This is a genomic window from Pseudomonas sp. ZS1P83, assembly GCF_054897825.1.
The window spans coordinates 5,809,172-5,824,217 of sequence record NZ_CM142706.1 but is presented as its reverse complement, the minus strand read 5'-3'; the positions used below and the strand labels follow the sequence as shown (position 1 = coordinate 5,824,217).

15 protein-coding genes are annotated in these 15,046 nt (G+C 58.5%); 10 read left to right on the top strand and 5 right to left on the bottom strand.

Going from position 1 to position 15,046, the window contains the following annotated elements; translation table 11 throughout:
• Nucleotides 1-8: 8 nt before the first annotated feature.
• Nucleotides 9-1,007 carry a hydrolase gene (locus ACYZT0_RS27310; RefSeq protein WP_462043805.1) on the top strand — a complete coding sequence of 333 codons (999 nt, stop codon included), beginning with the start codon at nucleotides 9-11 and terminating at the stop codon, nucleotides 1,005-1,007.
• A 40-nt stretch (nucleotides 1,008-1,047) separates the two neighbouring features.
• Here the strand turns inward: ACYZT0_RS27310 and ACYZT0_RS27305 are convergent, their stop codons facing one another.
• Entirely contained in the window at nucleotides 1,048-1,902 is an 855-nt protein-coding gene (locus tag ACYZT0_RS27305; RefSeq protein ID WP_462043804.1) for a sulfurtransferase, read from the bottom strand.
• 33 nt (nucleotides 1,903-1,935) lie between these two features.
• A complete protein-coding gene (locus tag ACYZT0_RS27300) occupies nucleotides 1,936-2,607 on the bottom strand; it encodes a TetR/AcrR family transcriptional regulator (RefSeq protein WP_462043803.1) in 672 nt (223 codons plus the stop codon).
• 146 nt (nucleotides 2,608-2,753) lie between these two features.
• Here ACYZT0_RS27300 and ACYZT0_RS27295 point away from each other — a divergent pair, with 146 nt between their 5' ends.
• From ACYZT0_RS27295 to ACYZT0_RS27275, 5 genes are all read left to right on the top strand, one after another.
• On the top strand, nucleotides 2,754-4,184 hold the full coding sequence (locus ACYZT0_RS27295; protein ID WP_462043802.1) for a coniferyl aldehyde dehydrogenase: 1,431 nt from the start codon (nucleotides 2,754-2,756) through the stop codon (nucleotides 4,182-4,184).
• A gap of 25 nt (nucleotides 4,185-4,209) precedes the next feature.
• Nucleotides 4,210-4,755 carry a twin-arginine translocation pathway signal protein gene (locus tag ACYZT0_RS27290; protein WP_462043801.1) on the top strand — a complete coding sequence of 182 codons (546 nt, stop codon included), beginning with the start codon at nucleotides 4,210-4,212 and terminating at the stop codon, nucleotides 4,753-4,755.
• A gap of 155 nt (nucleotides 4,756-4,910) precedes the next feature.
• Nucleotides 4,911-6,506 (top strand): GMC family oxidoreductase, encoded by a 1,596-nt coding sequence (locus ACYZT0_RS27285; RefSeq protein WP_462043800.1) that lies wholly within the window; start codon nucleotides 4,911-4,913, stop codon nucleotides 6,504-6,506.
• A gap of 115 nt (nucleotides 6,507-6,621) precedes the next feature.
• On the top strand, nucleotides 6,622-7,101 hold the full coding sequence (gene coaD / locus ACYZT0_RS27280; RefSeq protein ID WP_008150570.1) for a pantetheine-phosphate adenylyltransferase: 480 nt from the start codon (nucleotides 6,622-6,624) through the stop codon (nucleotides 7,099-7,101).
• A 102-nt stretch (nucleotides 7,102-7,203) separates the two neighbouring features.
• Nucleotides 7,204-7,455 (top strand): YfhL family 4Fe-4S dicluster ferredoxin, encoded by a 252-nt coding sequence (locus tag ACYZT0_RS27275; protein WP_010466792.1) that lies wholly within the window; start codon nucleotides 7,204-7,206, stop codon nucleotides 7,453-7,455.
• 126 nt (nucleotides 7,456-7,581) lie between these two features.
• Here ACYZT0_RS27275 and ACYZT0_RS27270 read toward each other — a convergent pair whose 3' ends face one another.
• Genes ACYZT0_RS27270 through ACYZT0_RS27260 form a run of 3 tightly spaced genes read right to left on the bottom strand, consistent with a single transcriptional unit; the run spans nucleotide 7,582 to nucleotide 9,614 of the window.
• Nucleotides 7,582-7,905 carry a multidrug transporter gene (locus ACYZT0_RS27270; RefSeq protein ID WP_462043799.1) on the bottom strand — a complete coding sequence of 108 codons (324 nt, stop codon included), beginning with the start codon at nucleotides 7,903-7,905 and terminating at the stop codon, nucleotides 7,582-7,584.
• A 52-nt stretch (nucleotides 7,906-7,957) separates the two neighbouring features.
• A complete protein-coding gene (gene mutM / locus ACYZT0_RS27265; RefSeq protein WP_462043798.1) occupies nucleotides 7,958-8,770 on the bottom strand; it encodes a bifunctional DNA-formamidopyrimidine glycosylase/DNA-(apurinic or apyrimidinic site) lyase in 813 nt (270 codons plus the stop codon).
• Nucleotides 8,771-8,798: 28 nt separating this feature from the next.
• On the bottom strand, nucleotides 8,799-9,614 hold the full coding sequence (locus tag ACYZT0_RS27260) for an HDOD domain-containing protein (RefSeq protein ID WP_462046646.1): 816 nt from the start codon (nucleotides 9,612-9,614) through the stop codon (nucleotides 8,799-8,801).
• Nucleotides 9,615-9,927: 313 nt separating this feature from the next.
• Between ACYZT0_RS27260 and ACYZT0_RS27255 the strand changes: the two genes are divergently transcribed.
• The 4 genes from ACYZT0_RS27255 to ACYZT0_RS27240 all read left to right on the top strand — a co-directional run bounded on the left by ACYZT0_RS27255 (nucleotide 9,928) and on the right by ACYZT0_RS27240 (nucleotide 14,803).
• Nucleotides 9,928-11,124 (top strand): class I SAM-dependent rRNA methyltransferase, encoded by a 1,197-nt coding sequence (locus tag ACYZT0_RS27255; RefSeq protein WP_462043797.1) that lies wholly within the window; start codon nucleotides 9,928-9,930, stop codon nucleotides 11,122-11,124.
• Between the two features lie 424 nt (nucleotides 11,125-11,548).
• Nucleotides 11,549-12,628, top strand: a complete 1,080-nt coding sequence (locus ACYZT0_RS27250) for a SagB family peptide dehydrogenase (protein ID WP_462043796.1) — start codon at nucleotides 11,549-11,551, stop codon at nucleotides 12,626-12,628.
• Nucleotides 12,625-13,602 (top strand): diiron oxygenase, encoded by a 978-nt coding sequence (locus ACYZT0_RS27245; RefSeq protein WP_462046645.1) that lies wholly within the window; start codon nucleotides 12,625-12,627, stop codon nucleotides 13,600-13,602. Before ACYZT0_RS27250 ends, ACYZT0_RS27245 begins: the two co-directional genes overlap by 4 nt.
• Complete coding sequence (locus ACYZT0_RS27240; RefSeq protein ID WP_462043795.1) at nucleotides 13,595-14,803, top strand: MFS transporter; 1,209 nt, start codon at nucleotides 13,595-13,597, stop codon at nucleotides 14,801-14,803. Before ACYZT0_RS27245 ends, ACYZT0_RS27240 begins: the two co-directional genes overlap by 8 nt.
• The last annotated feature ends 243 nt before the right edge of the window (nucleotides 14,804-15,046 follow it).

Here is a 15,046-nt window from a genome sequence, read left to right as displayed (position 1 = left end):
GAATAAACGTGTCCCATCCGCCAGAACGTTTCACCCCCGCCTTCGGCCTCGGCAACCCGCACTTGCAAACCTTGTGGGGGCCGCTGTGGCGCAAAACCACGCACATCGAACGCCAACGCGAACGCCTGTGGCTTGAGGACGGTGACTTTCTCGATCTCGACTGGCACGGCCCGCACAGCGTCGATGCGCCACTGGTGCTGGTGTTGCACGGCCTGACCGGTTCTTCAAATTCGCCTTACGTGGCCGGGGTGCAGAAAGCACTGGGTGCCCAAGGCTGGGCCAGCGTCGCGCTGAACTGGCGCGGCTGCTCAGGCGAGCCGAATCTGTTGCCGCGCAGCTACCATTCCGGCGCCAGCGAAGACCTGGCCGAAACCATCAAACACCTGCGGGCCAAACGTCCTCTGGCGCCACTGTATGCGATCGGCTATTCCCTGGGCGGCAATGTCTTGCTCAAGCACTTGGGCGAATCCGGCAGTGACAGCGGCGTGCTCGGTGCGGTGGCGGTGTCGGTGCCGTTTCGTCTCGATCAATGCGCCGACCGTATCGGCCAGGGTTTCTCCAAGGTCTATCAGGCGCATTTCATGCGCGAGATGCTGGCCTACATCAAGAATAAGCAGCGACAGTTCCAGCATGACGGGCGCGAGGATGGACTGGCGGCCTTGGCTGCGCTGGGCTCGCTGGAGAACATGCGTACGTTCTGGGATTTCGATGGCCGGGTCACGGCGCCGCTGAATGGTTTTGCCGATGCCGAGGATTACTATCGCCGCGCCTCGAGTCGTTATTTCCTTGGCGAGATTCGTACGCCGACCCTGATCATTCAAGCGGCCGATGACCCGTTTGTATTTCCTCACAGCTTGCCGCAAGCCGAGGAATTGTCCGCCTGCACGCAATTCGAACTACAGCCCAAGGGTGGGCATGTCGGCTTCGTCGATGGCTCGTTCAGGCAACCGGGTTACTACCTGGAACGGCGCATCCCGCAGTGGTTGACCGGCGTTGGTCGCGAGTAATGGGTTGCGAGCAAGCCCGCTTCCACATTTAGATTGGGGATTACTCGCCGATGGCAATGCCGTGCGCAGGATCGTTGATCCACTCGCTCCACGACCCGGCATACAACGACCCCAACGGATACCCGGCCAGACACAATGCAAACAGGTTGTGACACGCCGTCACGCCAGAACCGCAGTACGCCACCAGATCGGTCGGCGAACGATGACCGAGTTTCGCGGCAAAACGCTGCTTGAGCTGATCCGCCGGCAGAAAACGCCCGTCGCTGCCCAGGTTGTCAGTGAACGCCGCACATTGCGCGCCGGGGATGTGCCCGGCAATCGGATCGATCGGTTCTACTTCGCCTTTGAAGCGCGGCAAGGCGCGGGCATCGAGCAAGGTCAGCGCGGGCTGGCCGAGGCGTTGCAGGAGCTGTTCGGCGCTCAAGATCAGCGCGTTATCCGGCGTCCCCGTGAAGGTGCCACGTTCAATCTCCGGCGCATCAAGACTCAGGGGCAAACCGGCCGCGTGCCAGGCCTTGAGCCCGCCATCGAGAATGAACACGCCGTCACGTTTACCCAGCCAGGCCAGCAACCACCAGGCCCGCGCCGCGTAGGCACCCGGACCGTCGTCGTACAAAATCACATCGCTGTCGGCGTTGATGCCCCAGGATTGCAGACGTTCAATCAAGTCTTCAGGTTCAGGCACCGGATGGCGCCCGGTTACCCCCTTGACCACAGTCCCGCTCAAATCACGCTCAAGATCGGCAAAGCTCGACCCGGCGATATGCCCTTCGGCATAACTGCGCTGACCGTAATCCGGGTCTTCGAGGGCAAAACGACAATCCAGAATCACCAGCCCCGGCTGTTCCTTTTTCAGGTCCAACGCTTGTGGGCTGATCAGTTGCGCAATGGGCATAACGGACTCCTGTGATTTTGGCGATGTTTGATCCTACTTCACTTCTTCCAGCGCCTGGGCCAGCGGCACGTAAAACTCCTCGAACAGCGCATTCACCGCGGCGCGAGACTGATCCGAGACAAAACCGGCCTCAAGCACCAGCACCTGATACACGCCGCGTTTAATGGCCTGTTCGCTCAGGTGATTGGAGTTTTCACGCGTGGTGCATAGAAAACGCACCCAGGACGTCAGGATGATCCAGGCATTAAGCGTCAGGGATTCAATCTGAACCTTGTCCATTTGCAGGATGCCGGCCTCGACGAAGCCCGCGTAGATGTGCATGCCGTGGATCAGACAGCGTTGGGAAAAGCGCCGATAACGGGCGGCCAGCTCCGGATCGCTGTCGAGCAAGTGCTCCAGATCGCGGTGCAAAAACCGGTAGCGCCACATGGCGGCCAGCAACTCCTGGAGGTAGACGCGCTTGTCGTCAACCGTGGCGGCGCGGCCCTGTGGCGGGCGCAGGAAGCTGTCCACCAGGCTTTCGTACTCACTGAACAGCACGGCGATGATCGCCTGCTTGTTGGGGAAGTGGTAGTACAGGTTGCCCGGGGAAATTTCCATGTGGGCAGCAATGTGGTTGGTGCTGATACTGCGCTCACCCTGCTGATTGAACAGCTCCAGGCTGTTCTGCACGATGCGCTCGCTGGTTTTGATCCGAGGGGCCATGGCTTGGGCTTTAATTCAGAGTGCGTTGACGGGCATCTTACGACCTAACGGGGAGTGGATAAAACAACGCTGCACCAGGATGTCATTTGACTTTCTAGAGCTTTGACTCTAAAAAGTCCCTTATTACACTAAAACCGGAGCCGACCATGACTGCTGACATCGCCTACCTGCAGAACCTTCAGCAGCCTCTGGAAGAGCTCCAGACTATGTTCGACGCCCAACGCACGGCGTATGCAGCCAACCCGATGCCGCCCGCTGCCCAACGCCAGCAATGGCTAAAAGCCCTGCGAGATCTGTTGAGCAATGAGCGTCAGGCACTGATCGATGCCATCAGCCAGGATTTCAGCCATCGCAGCGCCGATGAAACCCTGCTCGCCGAACTGATGCCCAGCCTGCATGGCATTCACTACGCCAATCAGCACCTCAAAGGGTGGATGAAGACGTCGAAGCGCAAGGTCGGGATTGCTTTTCAACCCGCGGCAGCCAAAGTCGTTTATCAACCTTTGGGTGTGGTCGGGGTGATCGTGCCGTGGAACTACCCGCTGTATCTGGCCATCGGGCCATTGGTAGGCGCGTTGTCGGCAGGCAATCGGGTGATGCTCAAACTGAGTGAGTCGACCCCGGTCTTCGGCTTGTTGCTCAAGGAACTGCTGGGCCGAATCTTCCCGCAAGACCTGGTCTGCGTGGTGCTGGGCGAAGCCGATATCGGTGTAGCGTTCTCTAAACTGCGTTTCGATCACCTGCTGTTCACCGGCGCCACCAGCGTTGGCAAACACGTGATGCGTGCGGCGGCCGAGAACCTGACCCCGGTGACCCTCGAACTCGGCGGCAAATCCCCGGCCATCGTGTCTCGCGACGTACCGCTCAAGGACGCTGCCGAACGCATCGCCTTCGGCAAGACGCTCAACGCCGGGCAGACCTGCGTGGCCCCGGATTATGTCCTGGTGCCGGAAGATCGCATCGGTGCGTTCGTCGAGGCCTATCGTCAGGCGGTTCGCGGGTTTTATCCGACCCTGACCGACAACCCGGACTACACCGCGATCATCAATGACCGACAATTGGCGCGCCTCAATGGCTACATCAGCGACGCCACCAGCAAAGGGGCGCTGCTGATTCCGTTGTTCGACCAGGGCCAAGGGCGCCGAATGAGCCACAGCCTGCTGCTCAATGTCAGCAACGACATGATGGTGATGCAGGACGAAATCTTCGGCCCGCTGTTGCCGATCGTTCCGTACAAGGATCTGGATCAAGCCTTTGCCTACATCAACCAACGACCTCGTCCGCTGGCCCTGTATTACTTCGGCTACGACAAGCGTGAGCAAAACCGCGTACTTCACGAAACCCATTCCGGTGGCGTGTGCCTGAACGACACCCTGCTGCACGTTGCTCAGGACGACATGCCATTCGGCGGTATCGGCGCCTCGGGCATGGGTCATTACCACGGCCACGAAGGTTTCCTGACCTTCAGCAAAGCCAAAGGTGTGCTGATCAAACAGCGGTTCAATGCGGCGAAATTGATCTACCCGCCGTACGGCAAATCCATTCAGAAGCTGATTCAGAAGCTGTTTATCCGCTAACGATCACCACCGGGTAATAACAATAATGAGCCCAAGTCTGTCCGATACACCCGCGCTGTCACGGCGCGGTTTGCTTAAATTCAGTCTGGGTGCCAGCGCCTTTCTCGCCACCGCTGGATTGGGAGCCAGCCTCCGCGGCTGCTCGTCGAGCATTCCAGCCAGTGGTTTCGCGATTCTGCGCAACGGTGACGTGCTGTTTCTGCGGGCACTGATTCCGGTGATGCTCGACGGCGCCGTGGCCGTCGAGAAAATGCCGGCGGCCATCGATGGCACCCTGCACTGCCTGGATAACAGCTTGAATCACCTGTCGCCGGAAATGCTCAAGCTGACCCAGCAGTTATTCGATGTGCTGGGAATGGCCGTGACTCGCGGGCCACTGACCGGGATCTGGGGCAACTGGGAAAACGCCAGTGCTGACGAGATTCGGCACTTTCTGGATCGCTGGGAAAACAGCTCGTTAAGTTTGCTGCGCATGGGCCACAGCTCGCTGCAGCAGCTGGTGATGATGGCGTGGTACAGCCGGGCGGAGTCGTGGGCGCATTGCGGGTATCCCGGGCCGCCTACGGTCTGAAACCGTGGCGACCCTATCGCGGGCAAGCCACGCTCCCACAGGGTTTGAGTCGTTCACAAAAGGGTGGTCCACCTCAAATCCTGTGGGAGCGTGGCTTGCCCGCGAAGACGTCAGCCGCTTCACCACCGAACTCAAAAGAAGAAGAGAACCTGAACATGCCCGTACCCGATCCGTTCCGCGAAGGCCTGGCCCGTGGCTGGAAAACCTATAACGGTTCGCAACTGACCCAGGACCTGACCCTCGAAGCGGACGTGGCGATTATCGGCAGCGGCGCGGGTGGCGGCACCACCGCCGAAATTCTCAGCGCCGCGGGCTACAAGGTGTTGCTGATCGAGGAAGGTCCACTCAAGACCAGCAGCGACTTCAAGCTGCTCGAAGACCAGGCCTACACCAGCCTCTACCAGGAAGGCATCGGCCGCATGAGCAAGGACGGCGCGATCACCATCCTTCAGGGCCGGGCGGTGGGCGGTACCACGCTGATCAACTGGACCTCAAGCTTTCGCACCCCGGACCCGACCCTCGACCACTGGGCCAAAGAACACGACGTCAAAGGCCACACGCCGGCCGAGATGGCGCCATGGTTCGAGAAAATGGAACAACGCCTGGGCGTCGCTCCCTGGATGATCCCACCCAACGCCAACAACGACGTGATCCGCAAAGGCTGCGAAAAACTCGGCTACACCTGGCATGTGATCCCGCGCAACGTGCGTGGCTGCTGGAATCTCGGGTACTGCGGCATGGGCTGCCCGACCAACGCCAAGCAATCGATGCTGGTCACGACCATTCCGGCGACCTTGGAAAAAGGGGGCGAGTTGCTCTATCTGGCTCGCGCCGAAAAGCTCTTGATCACCGGCGACAAGGTCACGGGCTTGCAATGCGTAGCGATGGACGACCGTTGCGTCGCTCCCATGGGCAGGACAATCACGGTCAAGGCCCGGCATTACGTGCTGGCTGGCGGCGGGATCAACAGCCCTGCGCTGCTCATGCGCTCCGAGGCTCCCGATCCTCACAAGCGGCTGGGTAAAAGGACTTTTCTACACCTGGTGAACATGTCGGCCGGGCTGTTCGACGAGGTGATCAACCCGTTCTATGGCGCACCACAGTCGATCTATTCCGACCATTTCCAATGGCAGGACGGCACCACCGGGAAGATGTCTTACAAACTGGAAGTGCCGCCGCTGCACCCGGCGCTGGCGACCACGCTGCTCGGTGGCTTAGGTAAGGAAAACGCCCGGCACATGGAAAACCTGCCCCATACCCACGCCATGTTGGCGTTGCTGCGGGACGGTTTCCACCCGGACAGCCGCGGCGGTAGCGTCGAGTTGCGCGGTGACGGCACGCCGGTGCTCGACTATCAGGTTTCTCCCTATGCCTGGGACGGATTGCGCCGGGCGTTCCACAGCATGGCCGAGATCCAGTTCGCTGGCGGTGCCAAGGCGGTGATGCCCATGCACGCCGACGCTCGCTACGTGAAAACCCTCGCCGAAGCGCGCACGCTGATCGACGGCCTGAGCCTTGAGCTGTATCGCACACGCCTTGGCAGTGCCCATGTGATGGGCGGTTGTGCCATGGGTGAAGACCCGAAAAACGCCGTGACCGACAGCCTCGGCCGCCATCATCAGCTAGGCAACCTGTCGATTCATGACGGCTCGCTGTTCCCCACCAGCATTGGCGCAAACCCGCAATTGTCGGTCTACGGGTTGACGGCGCAGTTGGCAACTTCTTTGGCCGAACGTTTGAAAAACCCATGAAAATGGAGAATATTCCAATCGTCTATAGTGCTTTCTTACTCAAAAGGCGACTTGGCCGACCGGGAAGGCTGCGATACCATCCGATTCCCCAACGGACTCCCGCCAGGACGACGCGATGAACCGAGTGTTGTACCCAGGTACCTTCGACCCTATTACCAAGGGCCATGGCGATCTGGTCGAACGCGCCGCGCGCCTGTTCGATCATGTGATCATCGCCGTCGCCGCCAGCCCGAAGAAAAACCCGTTGTTTCCCCTGGAACAGCGTGTGGCGTTGGCCCGTGAGGTCACTAAACATCTGCCGAACGTTGAAGTCGTCGGCTTCTCGACGTTGCTGGCGCACTTCGCCAAAGAGAAGAACGCCAACGTGTTCCTGCGTGGTTTGCGTGCGGTGTCGGACTTCGAATACGAATTCCAGTTGGCCAACATGAACCGTCAGCTGGCGCCGGATGTGGAAAGTCTGTTTCTTACCCCGTCCGAGCGGTATTCGTACATTTCCTCGACGCTGGTTCGTGAAATCGCAGCCCTGGGCGGCGATATCACCAAGTTCGTCCACCCTGCGGTAGCGGACGCCCTTAACGAGCGCTTCAAGAAGTAACAACCGCTCAGGCGGCGCCCGCGTGCACTGCGGGCGCCAATGCGGCACAATTGCGCGCATTGGTTTATTGCGCCCGGGCCTTCCGCCCTGGCTGGAGTTAGCATGTCCCTGATCATCACCGACGATTGCATCAACTGTGACGTCTGCGAACCCGAGTGCCCGAACGCCGCCATTTCTCAAGGCGAAGAGATCTACGTGATCGACCCGAACCTGTGCACACAGTGTGTGGGCCACTACGACGAACCTCAGTGCCAGCAAGTTTGCCCGGTGGATTGCATCCCGCTGGATGAAGCGCATCCGGAGACTGAAGAGCAGTTGATGGCGAAGTATCGGATCATTACCGGTAAGGCTTGAGTCATTTGGTGTCTGTGAGGACGCCTTCGCGGGCAAGCCTCGCTCCTACAGGTTTGGGCCGTTCGCTGTTGTCCGGTACGACTCTGGACCTGTAGGAGCGAGGCTTGCCCGCGAAGCTTTTAGGCTTCACTCCCGCCGCTCAAACCCTTCCCCGATACACCCCAGACACCGCACGAACGCCGCTTTCGCCGGGTCGACCACCAACGCCTGCCCCGCATCGCCAACGCCGCCACCCAACGCGGTAAACGGCAACGACACCACAAACGCCCCCGCACCGATTACTGTTGCCACGACCAGCAAGGGTCGGGCGATCAGCAAATCGCCGAGCATGGCGTACGCCGGGGGATTCTGGATGGAGTAACGCGGGTCGCCGCTGCCGGTGTTTGCCGCCAGCACTGGCGCGCCGACACTCAGCAGCAACGCGACGACAAGGGTTCGAAACAGGTTCATGACACGGTCCTTCGGCTAGGCAGTGAGCACTGACTATAGACCGTATGAGGTATCAACTCTGACAGCGCGGGCAAAAGACGCTGGCGCGCTGCCCGAGTTTCACGTCCCGCAGCTCCGTCCCGCAGACCTTGCATGGCTCACCGCCGCGGCCATACACGAACAGTTCCTGCTGGAAGTAACCGGGCTGACCATCACCTCCGATAAAGTCGCGCAGCGTGGTGCCGCCGCGTTCGATAGCGGCAGCCAGGATGCGTTTGATCTCGATCGCCAATTTCAGATAACGCGCCCGAGAGATGCTCTTGGCCTCACGACGCGGGTCGATACCTGCCGCGAACAACGCTTCGGTTGCGTAGATATTTCCCACACCGACCACCACCGCGTTGTCCATGATGAACGGCTTCACGGCCATGGATCGACCGCGGGACTTCTGAAACAAGCGCTCACCGTCGAACAGATCGGTCAACGGCTCCGGCCCCAGGCGAATAAGCAATTCGTGGTTGAGCGGGTCGAGGCTCCAGAGCATCGCACCAAACCGTCGCGGGTCGGTGTAACGCAAGGCCAGGCCGGATTCCAGCTCTATGTCCACATGCTCATGCTTGCCCACCGGCGTGCCGACTGCCACCAGACGCAGATTTCCCGACATGCCTAAATGGCTGATCAGCGTGCCGACTTCGGCATTGATCAGCAGGTACTTCGCGCGTCTTTCCACCAGCACGATGCGCTGACCCGACAGCCGCACATCCAGGTCTTCGGGAATCGGCCAGCGCAAGCGGCGGTCACGCACGATCACCCGGCTGACGCGCTGGCCTTCAAGGTGCGGCGCAATTCCGCGGCGAGTGGTTTCGACTTCAGGCAGTTCCGGCATGGTGCTCTCGAATCAGGCTGTGCAACGCTCAGCGGTGCGTGCCAAGGTCGCGAATCGTTTGTTTGAGGGTCTCGAAGTCGTAGTCCGAGAGGCCTACATAATCGAGAACCAAAGGCGCGATGCTGTTCCACTCGTGGTCATCACGCTGGTTGCCCAGCACCCGGAAGGACGCACAAATGTGCTCGGCCATCTTCAGGATCGCCAGCAGATTTTTCAGCTGACTGTTGCGCAATGACTCATCGCTGAAGATCGCCAACGCATTGTGGTGATTGGCGATGGCGGCGGTTACATGCTCCGGCAGGCGCCAGGATTTGGCGGTGTAATAACCCACCACCGCGTGATTGGTATTGAACACCCGATTCTCCGTGTCCACCACCCGGCATTCAGCGCTGGCGCTGGCATAGGCCTCTTCCAGAACGGTCATGTAGTTGGGAAAGCGCTGGAGCATCAGTGGCACGCCGCAGTCATGGAACAGACCCAGGGCGTACGCTTCATCGCCGGCCTGGGCGCCGATGCGCTTGGCCAGGGTCAGGCAGGTCATCGCCACGTCCTGAGCGGTATCCCAGAAACGATTCAAGGTGACGATGGTGTCGTCGTTCATCTCGCCCTTGATCGACTGGGCGTTGATCAGGTTGATGATCGAACGGCTGCCCAGCAGATTCACCGCACGCTGAATCGAGGCGATCTTGTTGCTCAAGCCGTAATACGGCGAGTTGACGATTTTCAACAAGGCGCCAGAGAGGCCCGGGTCCTGGGAGATCAGCTTCGCGATCACCTCCAGATCCGGATCGGGCATGTACTGTTCCATCTGCAAATCCACCATGATCTGCGGCTGGGCCGGCACGCTGATGCCTTGCAGCGATTGTTGAATCTGTTCGGAAGTCAGCTCTTGGGCCATAAGTACACACTCTGGGACAGGCGGCGATTCTAACCCTTATAAAGTTGGATCAGACACACCAATGGGGCATATCGCCGGAACTTTCATCGTCGACTTCGCATTCGAAATCGCCTTCGCGGGCAAGCCTCGCTCCTACAGAAATCACAAATCCGTAGGAGCGAGGCTTGCCCGCGAAGACGTCATCAGCGTTTCATCGCCCTCCAAGCCCGCCGCAACCCTCAACACGCTATACTCCCGCTCTTTTTTCCGGAGCGACGTCATGTCCCTGCCTAGCCTGCGCCTCAAAGCCAATGCCGACCGTCGCCTGCGAAATGGCCATTTGTGGGTCTATAGCAACGAAATCGATGTAGCCGCTACTCCTTTGCACGGTTTCAAGGCCGGCGATCAGGCGATCCTCGAAGCTGCCGGCGGCAAGCCGCTGGGCATCGTTGCCATGAGCCCGAACAACTTGATCTGCGCCCGTCTGCTGTCGCGCGACATCAGGTTGCCGCTGGACAAGTCGTTGCTGGTGCATCGCCTGAACGTTGCCCTTTCCCTGCGCGATCGTCTGTTCGACAAGCCGTTCTATCGCCTGGTCTACGGTGACTCCGACCTGTTGCCAGGCTTGGTGGTTGACCGTTTTGGCGACATTCTGGTGGTACAGATCGCCTCGGCAACCATGGAAGCTCATAAAGAAGACGTGATCGCGGCCCTGACCCAAGTGCTCAAGCCAAGCGGCATTCTGTTCAAGAACGACTCTGCTGCACGTGATGCCGAAGGCCTCAATCGCTACGTCGAAACCGTGTTCGGCCTGGTGCCGGAGTGGGTCGCGCTGGAAGAAAACGGCGTGAAATTCGAAGCACCCGTCATCCAGGGACAAAAAACCGGCTGGTTCTACGACCACCGCATGAATCGCGCGCGTCTGGCACCTTACGCCAAAGGCAAACGCGTGCTGGACCTGTACAGCTACATCGGTGGCTGGGGCGTGCAAGCGGCTGCGTTCGGCGCCAGTGAAGTGTTCTGCGTCGACGCATCGGCCTTCGCCCTCGACGGCGTCGAGCGCAACGCTGCGCTGAACGGTTTTGCCGACAAAATGACCTGCATCGAAGGCGATGTGTTCGAAGCCCTGAAAGAGCTGAAAGCCAGCGAAGAACGCTTCGACGTGATCGTTGCCGACCCGCCGGCATTCATCAAACGCAAGAAAGACATGAAGAACGGTGAAGGCGCCTACCGTCGCCTGAACGAGCAAGCCATGCGCCTGCTCAGCAAGGACGGCATCCTGGTCAGCGCTTCGTGCTCGATGCACTTGCCGGAAGACGATCTGCAAAACATCCTGCTGACCAGCGCCCGTCACCTGGACCGTAACATCCAGATACTGGAGCGCGGCGGTCAGGGCCCGGATCACCCGGTTCACCCGGCGATTGCCGAAACCCGCTACATCAAGAGCATCACCTGCCGTCTGCTGCCAAACAGCTGATTATGCTGGTTTGACGGGGAGCCAGCCGGCTCCCCGTTCTATTATCTGTTATTGATTTCTCCAACTTCCTCCTCCCGCAGTCTTACTGACTTGCAGGACGTTTCGCGCTGTCTTTTATTTTAGCGGACAGAACTTACAAGATTCGTCCAACCCTCAGATCGATCCGACAAGATTACTGGAACATTCCTACCCAATCTCCCCTTGCTAAGAACTCATTACAAACTATGATTAAGTCGTCACAAAGGAGTGACACTCACTATCAATTACAAGGAGTTCAAAACATGAAAGCAATTACTCTGGAAACGAACAAAATCGCTAACCTGGCTTTTCTGGTTGCGCCAAAAGTCCGCTAAGTAAATGAAACGCTGGGGAGTGCCGGCTACCCAGCGTTTTCTATGGCAAAGACCAGAGTGAGTCGCTAATCATGCAGATAAACCCCTATATATTCATACTTCCTCGCACGCCCGACCAAATAGTCTGGGATTACAAGAACCACAAACAGTTCGAATTGAATCTTGAATATTCAACCCGTCTCGCACACCTTATCGACAACCCTGAAAAGTTTGATGACAGCAACATAATAGACACGCAACTCCTGAACGCGGGAATACTCACCACTTCAATACAAGACACCCTTGAATGGGGCTGGGATGAACTGTCGAAGATATTTCATATCGGCACCAAGAACATTCCTTGTGAATATGTCCCTCAAGATATTAATGAATGGTCGAGACACTATCTGGACCATTGCGCCGAAGTACTGGCTACTCCTGCCCCGAAGGTCAGTCTCACAGAACGCCCGACAAGCGAGCGGATTGCCCTGCCCCAACCTTCCTGTCTGCCGCAAAGTGCACTTGCAAAGACCTTGATCGACCGAAAGACCTGTCGCTCCTTCACGGGTGAAGAGGTTTCTCTCGACGATGTGGGCACTCTTTTGTATTTGTCCCTTGGCTATCTGCGTGAGCGCGACAACGATATCGACGAAACCATCGCAGAAGGTCATGGCGCCCGGCGTAGCAGTCCGTCCGGTGGTGGACTGAATGCCTGCGAAGGCTTTCTTCATGTTCAAAACGTCAGCGGCCTGAATCCCGGGCTCTACGCCTACCACCCCACCGAACATGCATTGAGCTTCGTCAATCCGTTGCCTGCCTCGCCCATGGGGCAATTGTTGTGTGGGCAGCATTTCATCAACAACCTGCCAGTCGGTCTGTTTATCACCGCCCGCTTCGACAAACTGTGGTGGAAATATGAACACTCGCGGGCGTACCGAATGGCCTACGTGGAAGCAGGTCATATTTCCCAGACCTTTCAACTGGTGGCCACCGCACTTGGATTAAGTACCTGGCTGACCGGTGCGTTGGCGGACGATCAGGTTGAAACGTTGCTGGGGATCGAGGGCAGCGCCGAACAACCGTTGTTTTTTGTGGGCTGTGGCCAGAGTGACGGACAGGTGATGTGCAAGGAATTGAAAGCGCTGCTGAGCAGCCGAGGCTCACACCAATGACCGAGCCCCGCACAGACGACCTTTCCCTTCCCGACGCCTGGGCCCAGCGCTTCACCCTCGGCGACTGGAACACCCGAGCCTCGGTACGAACCAGCGAGCACACCTATCAATTGCCATTAGATCTGGAACGGCAACTGGAAACACGGCACTGGTTCCCGCCGGCCTTCATGCCCTACCTGAATCACCCGGTAATCAAAGCAGCAGGCAGCGCGATCACCCATCGACTATCGGCCAACCATCTGGTGTATTTCCTCGACTACACCACCCGGCTCGAACATCGGATCGTCAACCGCTCCGTGGAAACCATCGTCCACGATGAGCTCGGTGCGTCCATCCCCCGACGAATGAAAACGGCCGCCCTCCAGCTCTATACCGATGAGGGTTATCACGCCCTGTTTTCCAATAGCCTCGCCGAGCAGATAGCCGACCTCTACGGCATGACCCAACGCCCAGTGATGCCGCACCGCATTACACGACTGAACGCCCTCATCGACCACACCCCCGACAGGCATAAAGCGCTGGCCTGGTTTCTCGTCGGCTTCGTGTCCGAGACAATCATCGCCAGGGAACTGCTCGAGGTTTGCCGCAACGGGCTGGTCTCCAGCGTCCAGGAAATGCTTAGGGACCACCTCACCGATGAGGCCCGACACAGTCGCTATTTTTCCGAAGTGTTTCATTATCTGTGGCTGACCCTGAACAGCAGCCAACGCACTTTCGCCGCGAAGTTGCTGGTAGACGTCATCCCGATGTTCTTTGAGGTCGATGAGCGATGGCTGAAGGAAAGCCTGAACAGTGTGGGCCTCGACGAGCATTGCGTCGCAGAAATCCTCAGTGCCCTGACCGGCCCGCAAGCCTGCCTTCAGCGCTCCCGATCGGGTGCAGGCGCGACGTTTCAGGCAATGGAAAAGGCAGGTTTTTTCGACCTGCCTTCCAACCAGCAGCTCTTCGTAAAGGCAGGGCTTGCCGATGGATGAAGTAAAATCCGCAGTCAGTGACAAAAACCGCCGGGCCACGGTCATTCTGTTGATGACCATGACGCTGCTCGGTGTCTTCCCCCTCGATGTGGTGCTCCCGTCCTTTCCCGTTCTTTCTGCCTACTTTCAGACCTCACCGTCCGAGATTGCCCTGTCCGTCAGCGTATTCGCCATGGGCCTGGCGTTGTCCGTGGTGCTAGTCGGACCGTTGTCGGATTTGTGGGGGCGCAAGAAGCTGCTGCTGGCAGGTATCGCAATCGCGGTGGTCGGAGCGACAGGTTGCCTGGCGTCCAGCGAATACAGCTGGTTTCTGTTCTTTCGCGTGATCCAGGCGGTTGGTTGCGGATCCTTCGTGCTGTCACAGGCACTGGTTCAGGATTTGTTCGTCGGCAAAGAACAGGAGCGAATCAGAATATGGATGGTGACGGGCGGCGGGGTGTTCATTTCGATTTCGCCCCTGTTGGGGGCGTGGTTGCAATCGCAGCTAGGCTGGCAGGGCAGCTTCTATGTGTTTATCACGCTGGCCGTCATTGTCTGGCTCAAAGTCTGCTTTCTGCTCAAGGAAAACCCGCACCGTCATACGGCGTTGCACGGACGATTTTTCAGTGCCTATTGGCGGGTGTGTTCGGATCTACGCTTCATGGGTTACTGGCTAATTTCAGCGTTGGCCTTTGCCTGCCATTTTTCGTTCATCGTCATTTCACCGATTATTTTCATGGAGCGTCTGGCGCTTTCGTCGTACGAATTTGCCTGGGCGTTATTACTGTATGGCGTGGCCTATGTGTTCGGCGGGATTGTCGCCAGCGCCCTGCATCGGCACCTGCAAGCCAACACGCAGATAGCTATCGGTCTGGGTCTGATCGCTTTGTCAGGGTTAATCATGCTGTGGTTGGCGGATCAGTTCGGCCTCTCTGCTGCCGCAGTACTGGTACCCATGCTGATTTGTACAGCAGGCACCACCATTGCCAGACCTATCGCCAATTCCAAAGCGATGAGTCTCTACCCACAGAACGCCGGAACGTCTACCTCGGTCGGCGGCGTGCTGATTTTCATGTTCGGTGGCGTGATCAGCGTGGTGATCAATTTTGCGTACGACGACCTGACCACGGCGCTTGCCTTGTGTTTCCTGACCTTGAGTGCCGCGGGTCTTGGCTTGAATGTACTGATCACACGGCGGCATCTGGCGCTGAAGGTGGGCTGATAGCTGCCGATCGTCATCCCGTACGTTATGTGAGTACTGGATCAACACTTCCCGGCATTCCCTCCTGACGCCAGCCGTGTAGAATCGCGACATTCATCGCCAGTCATCCCCCGGCGGGTTTATGAGCTCAAGCTGAAGCGCGCGGCGATCCCGCAAAGTTATCGGCAACTTCCGGACACACGGCCATTTCTGAGTGTTCCAGACGTCAATAGAAGCTCACTTCCCTTTTGATACCTGATTAGC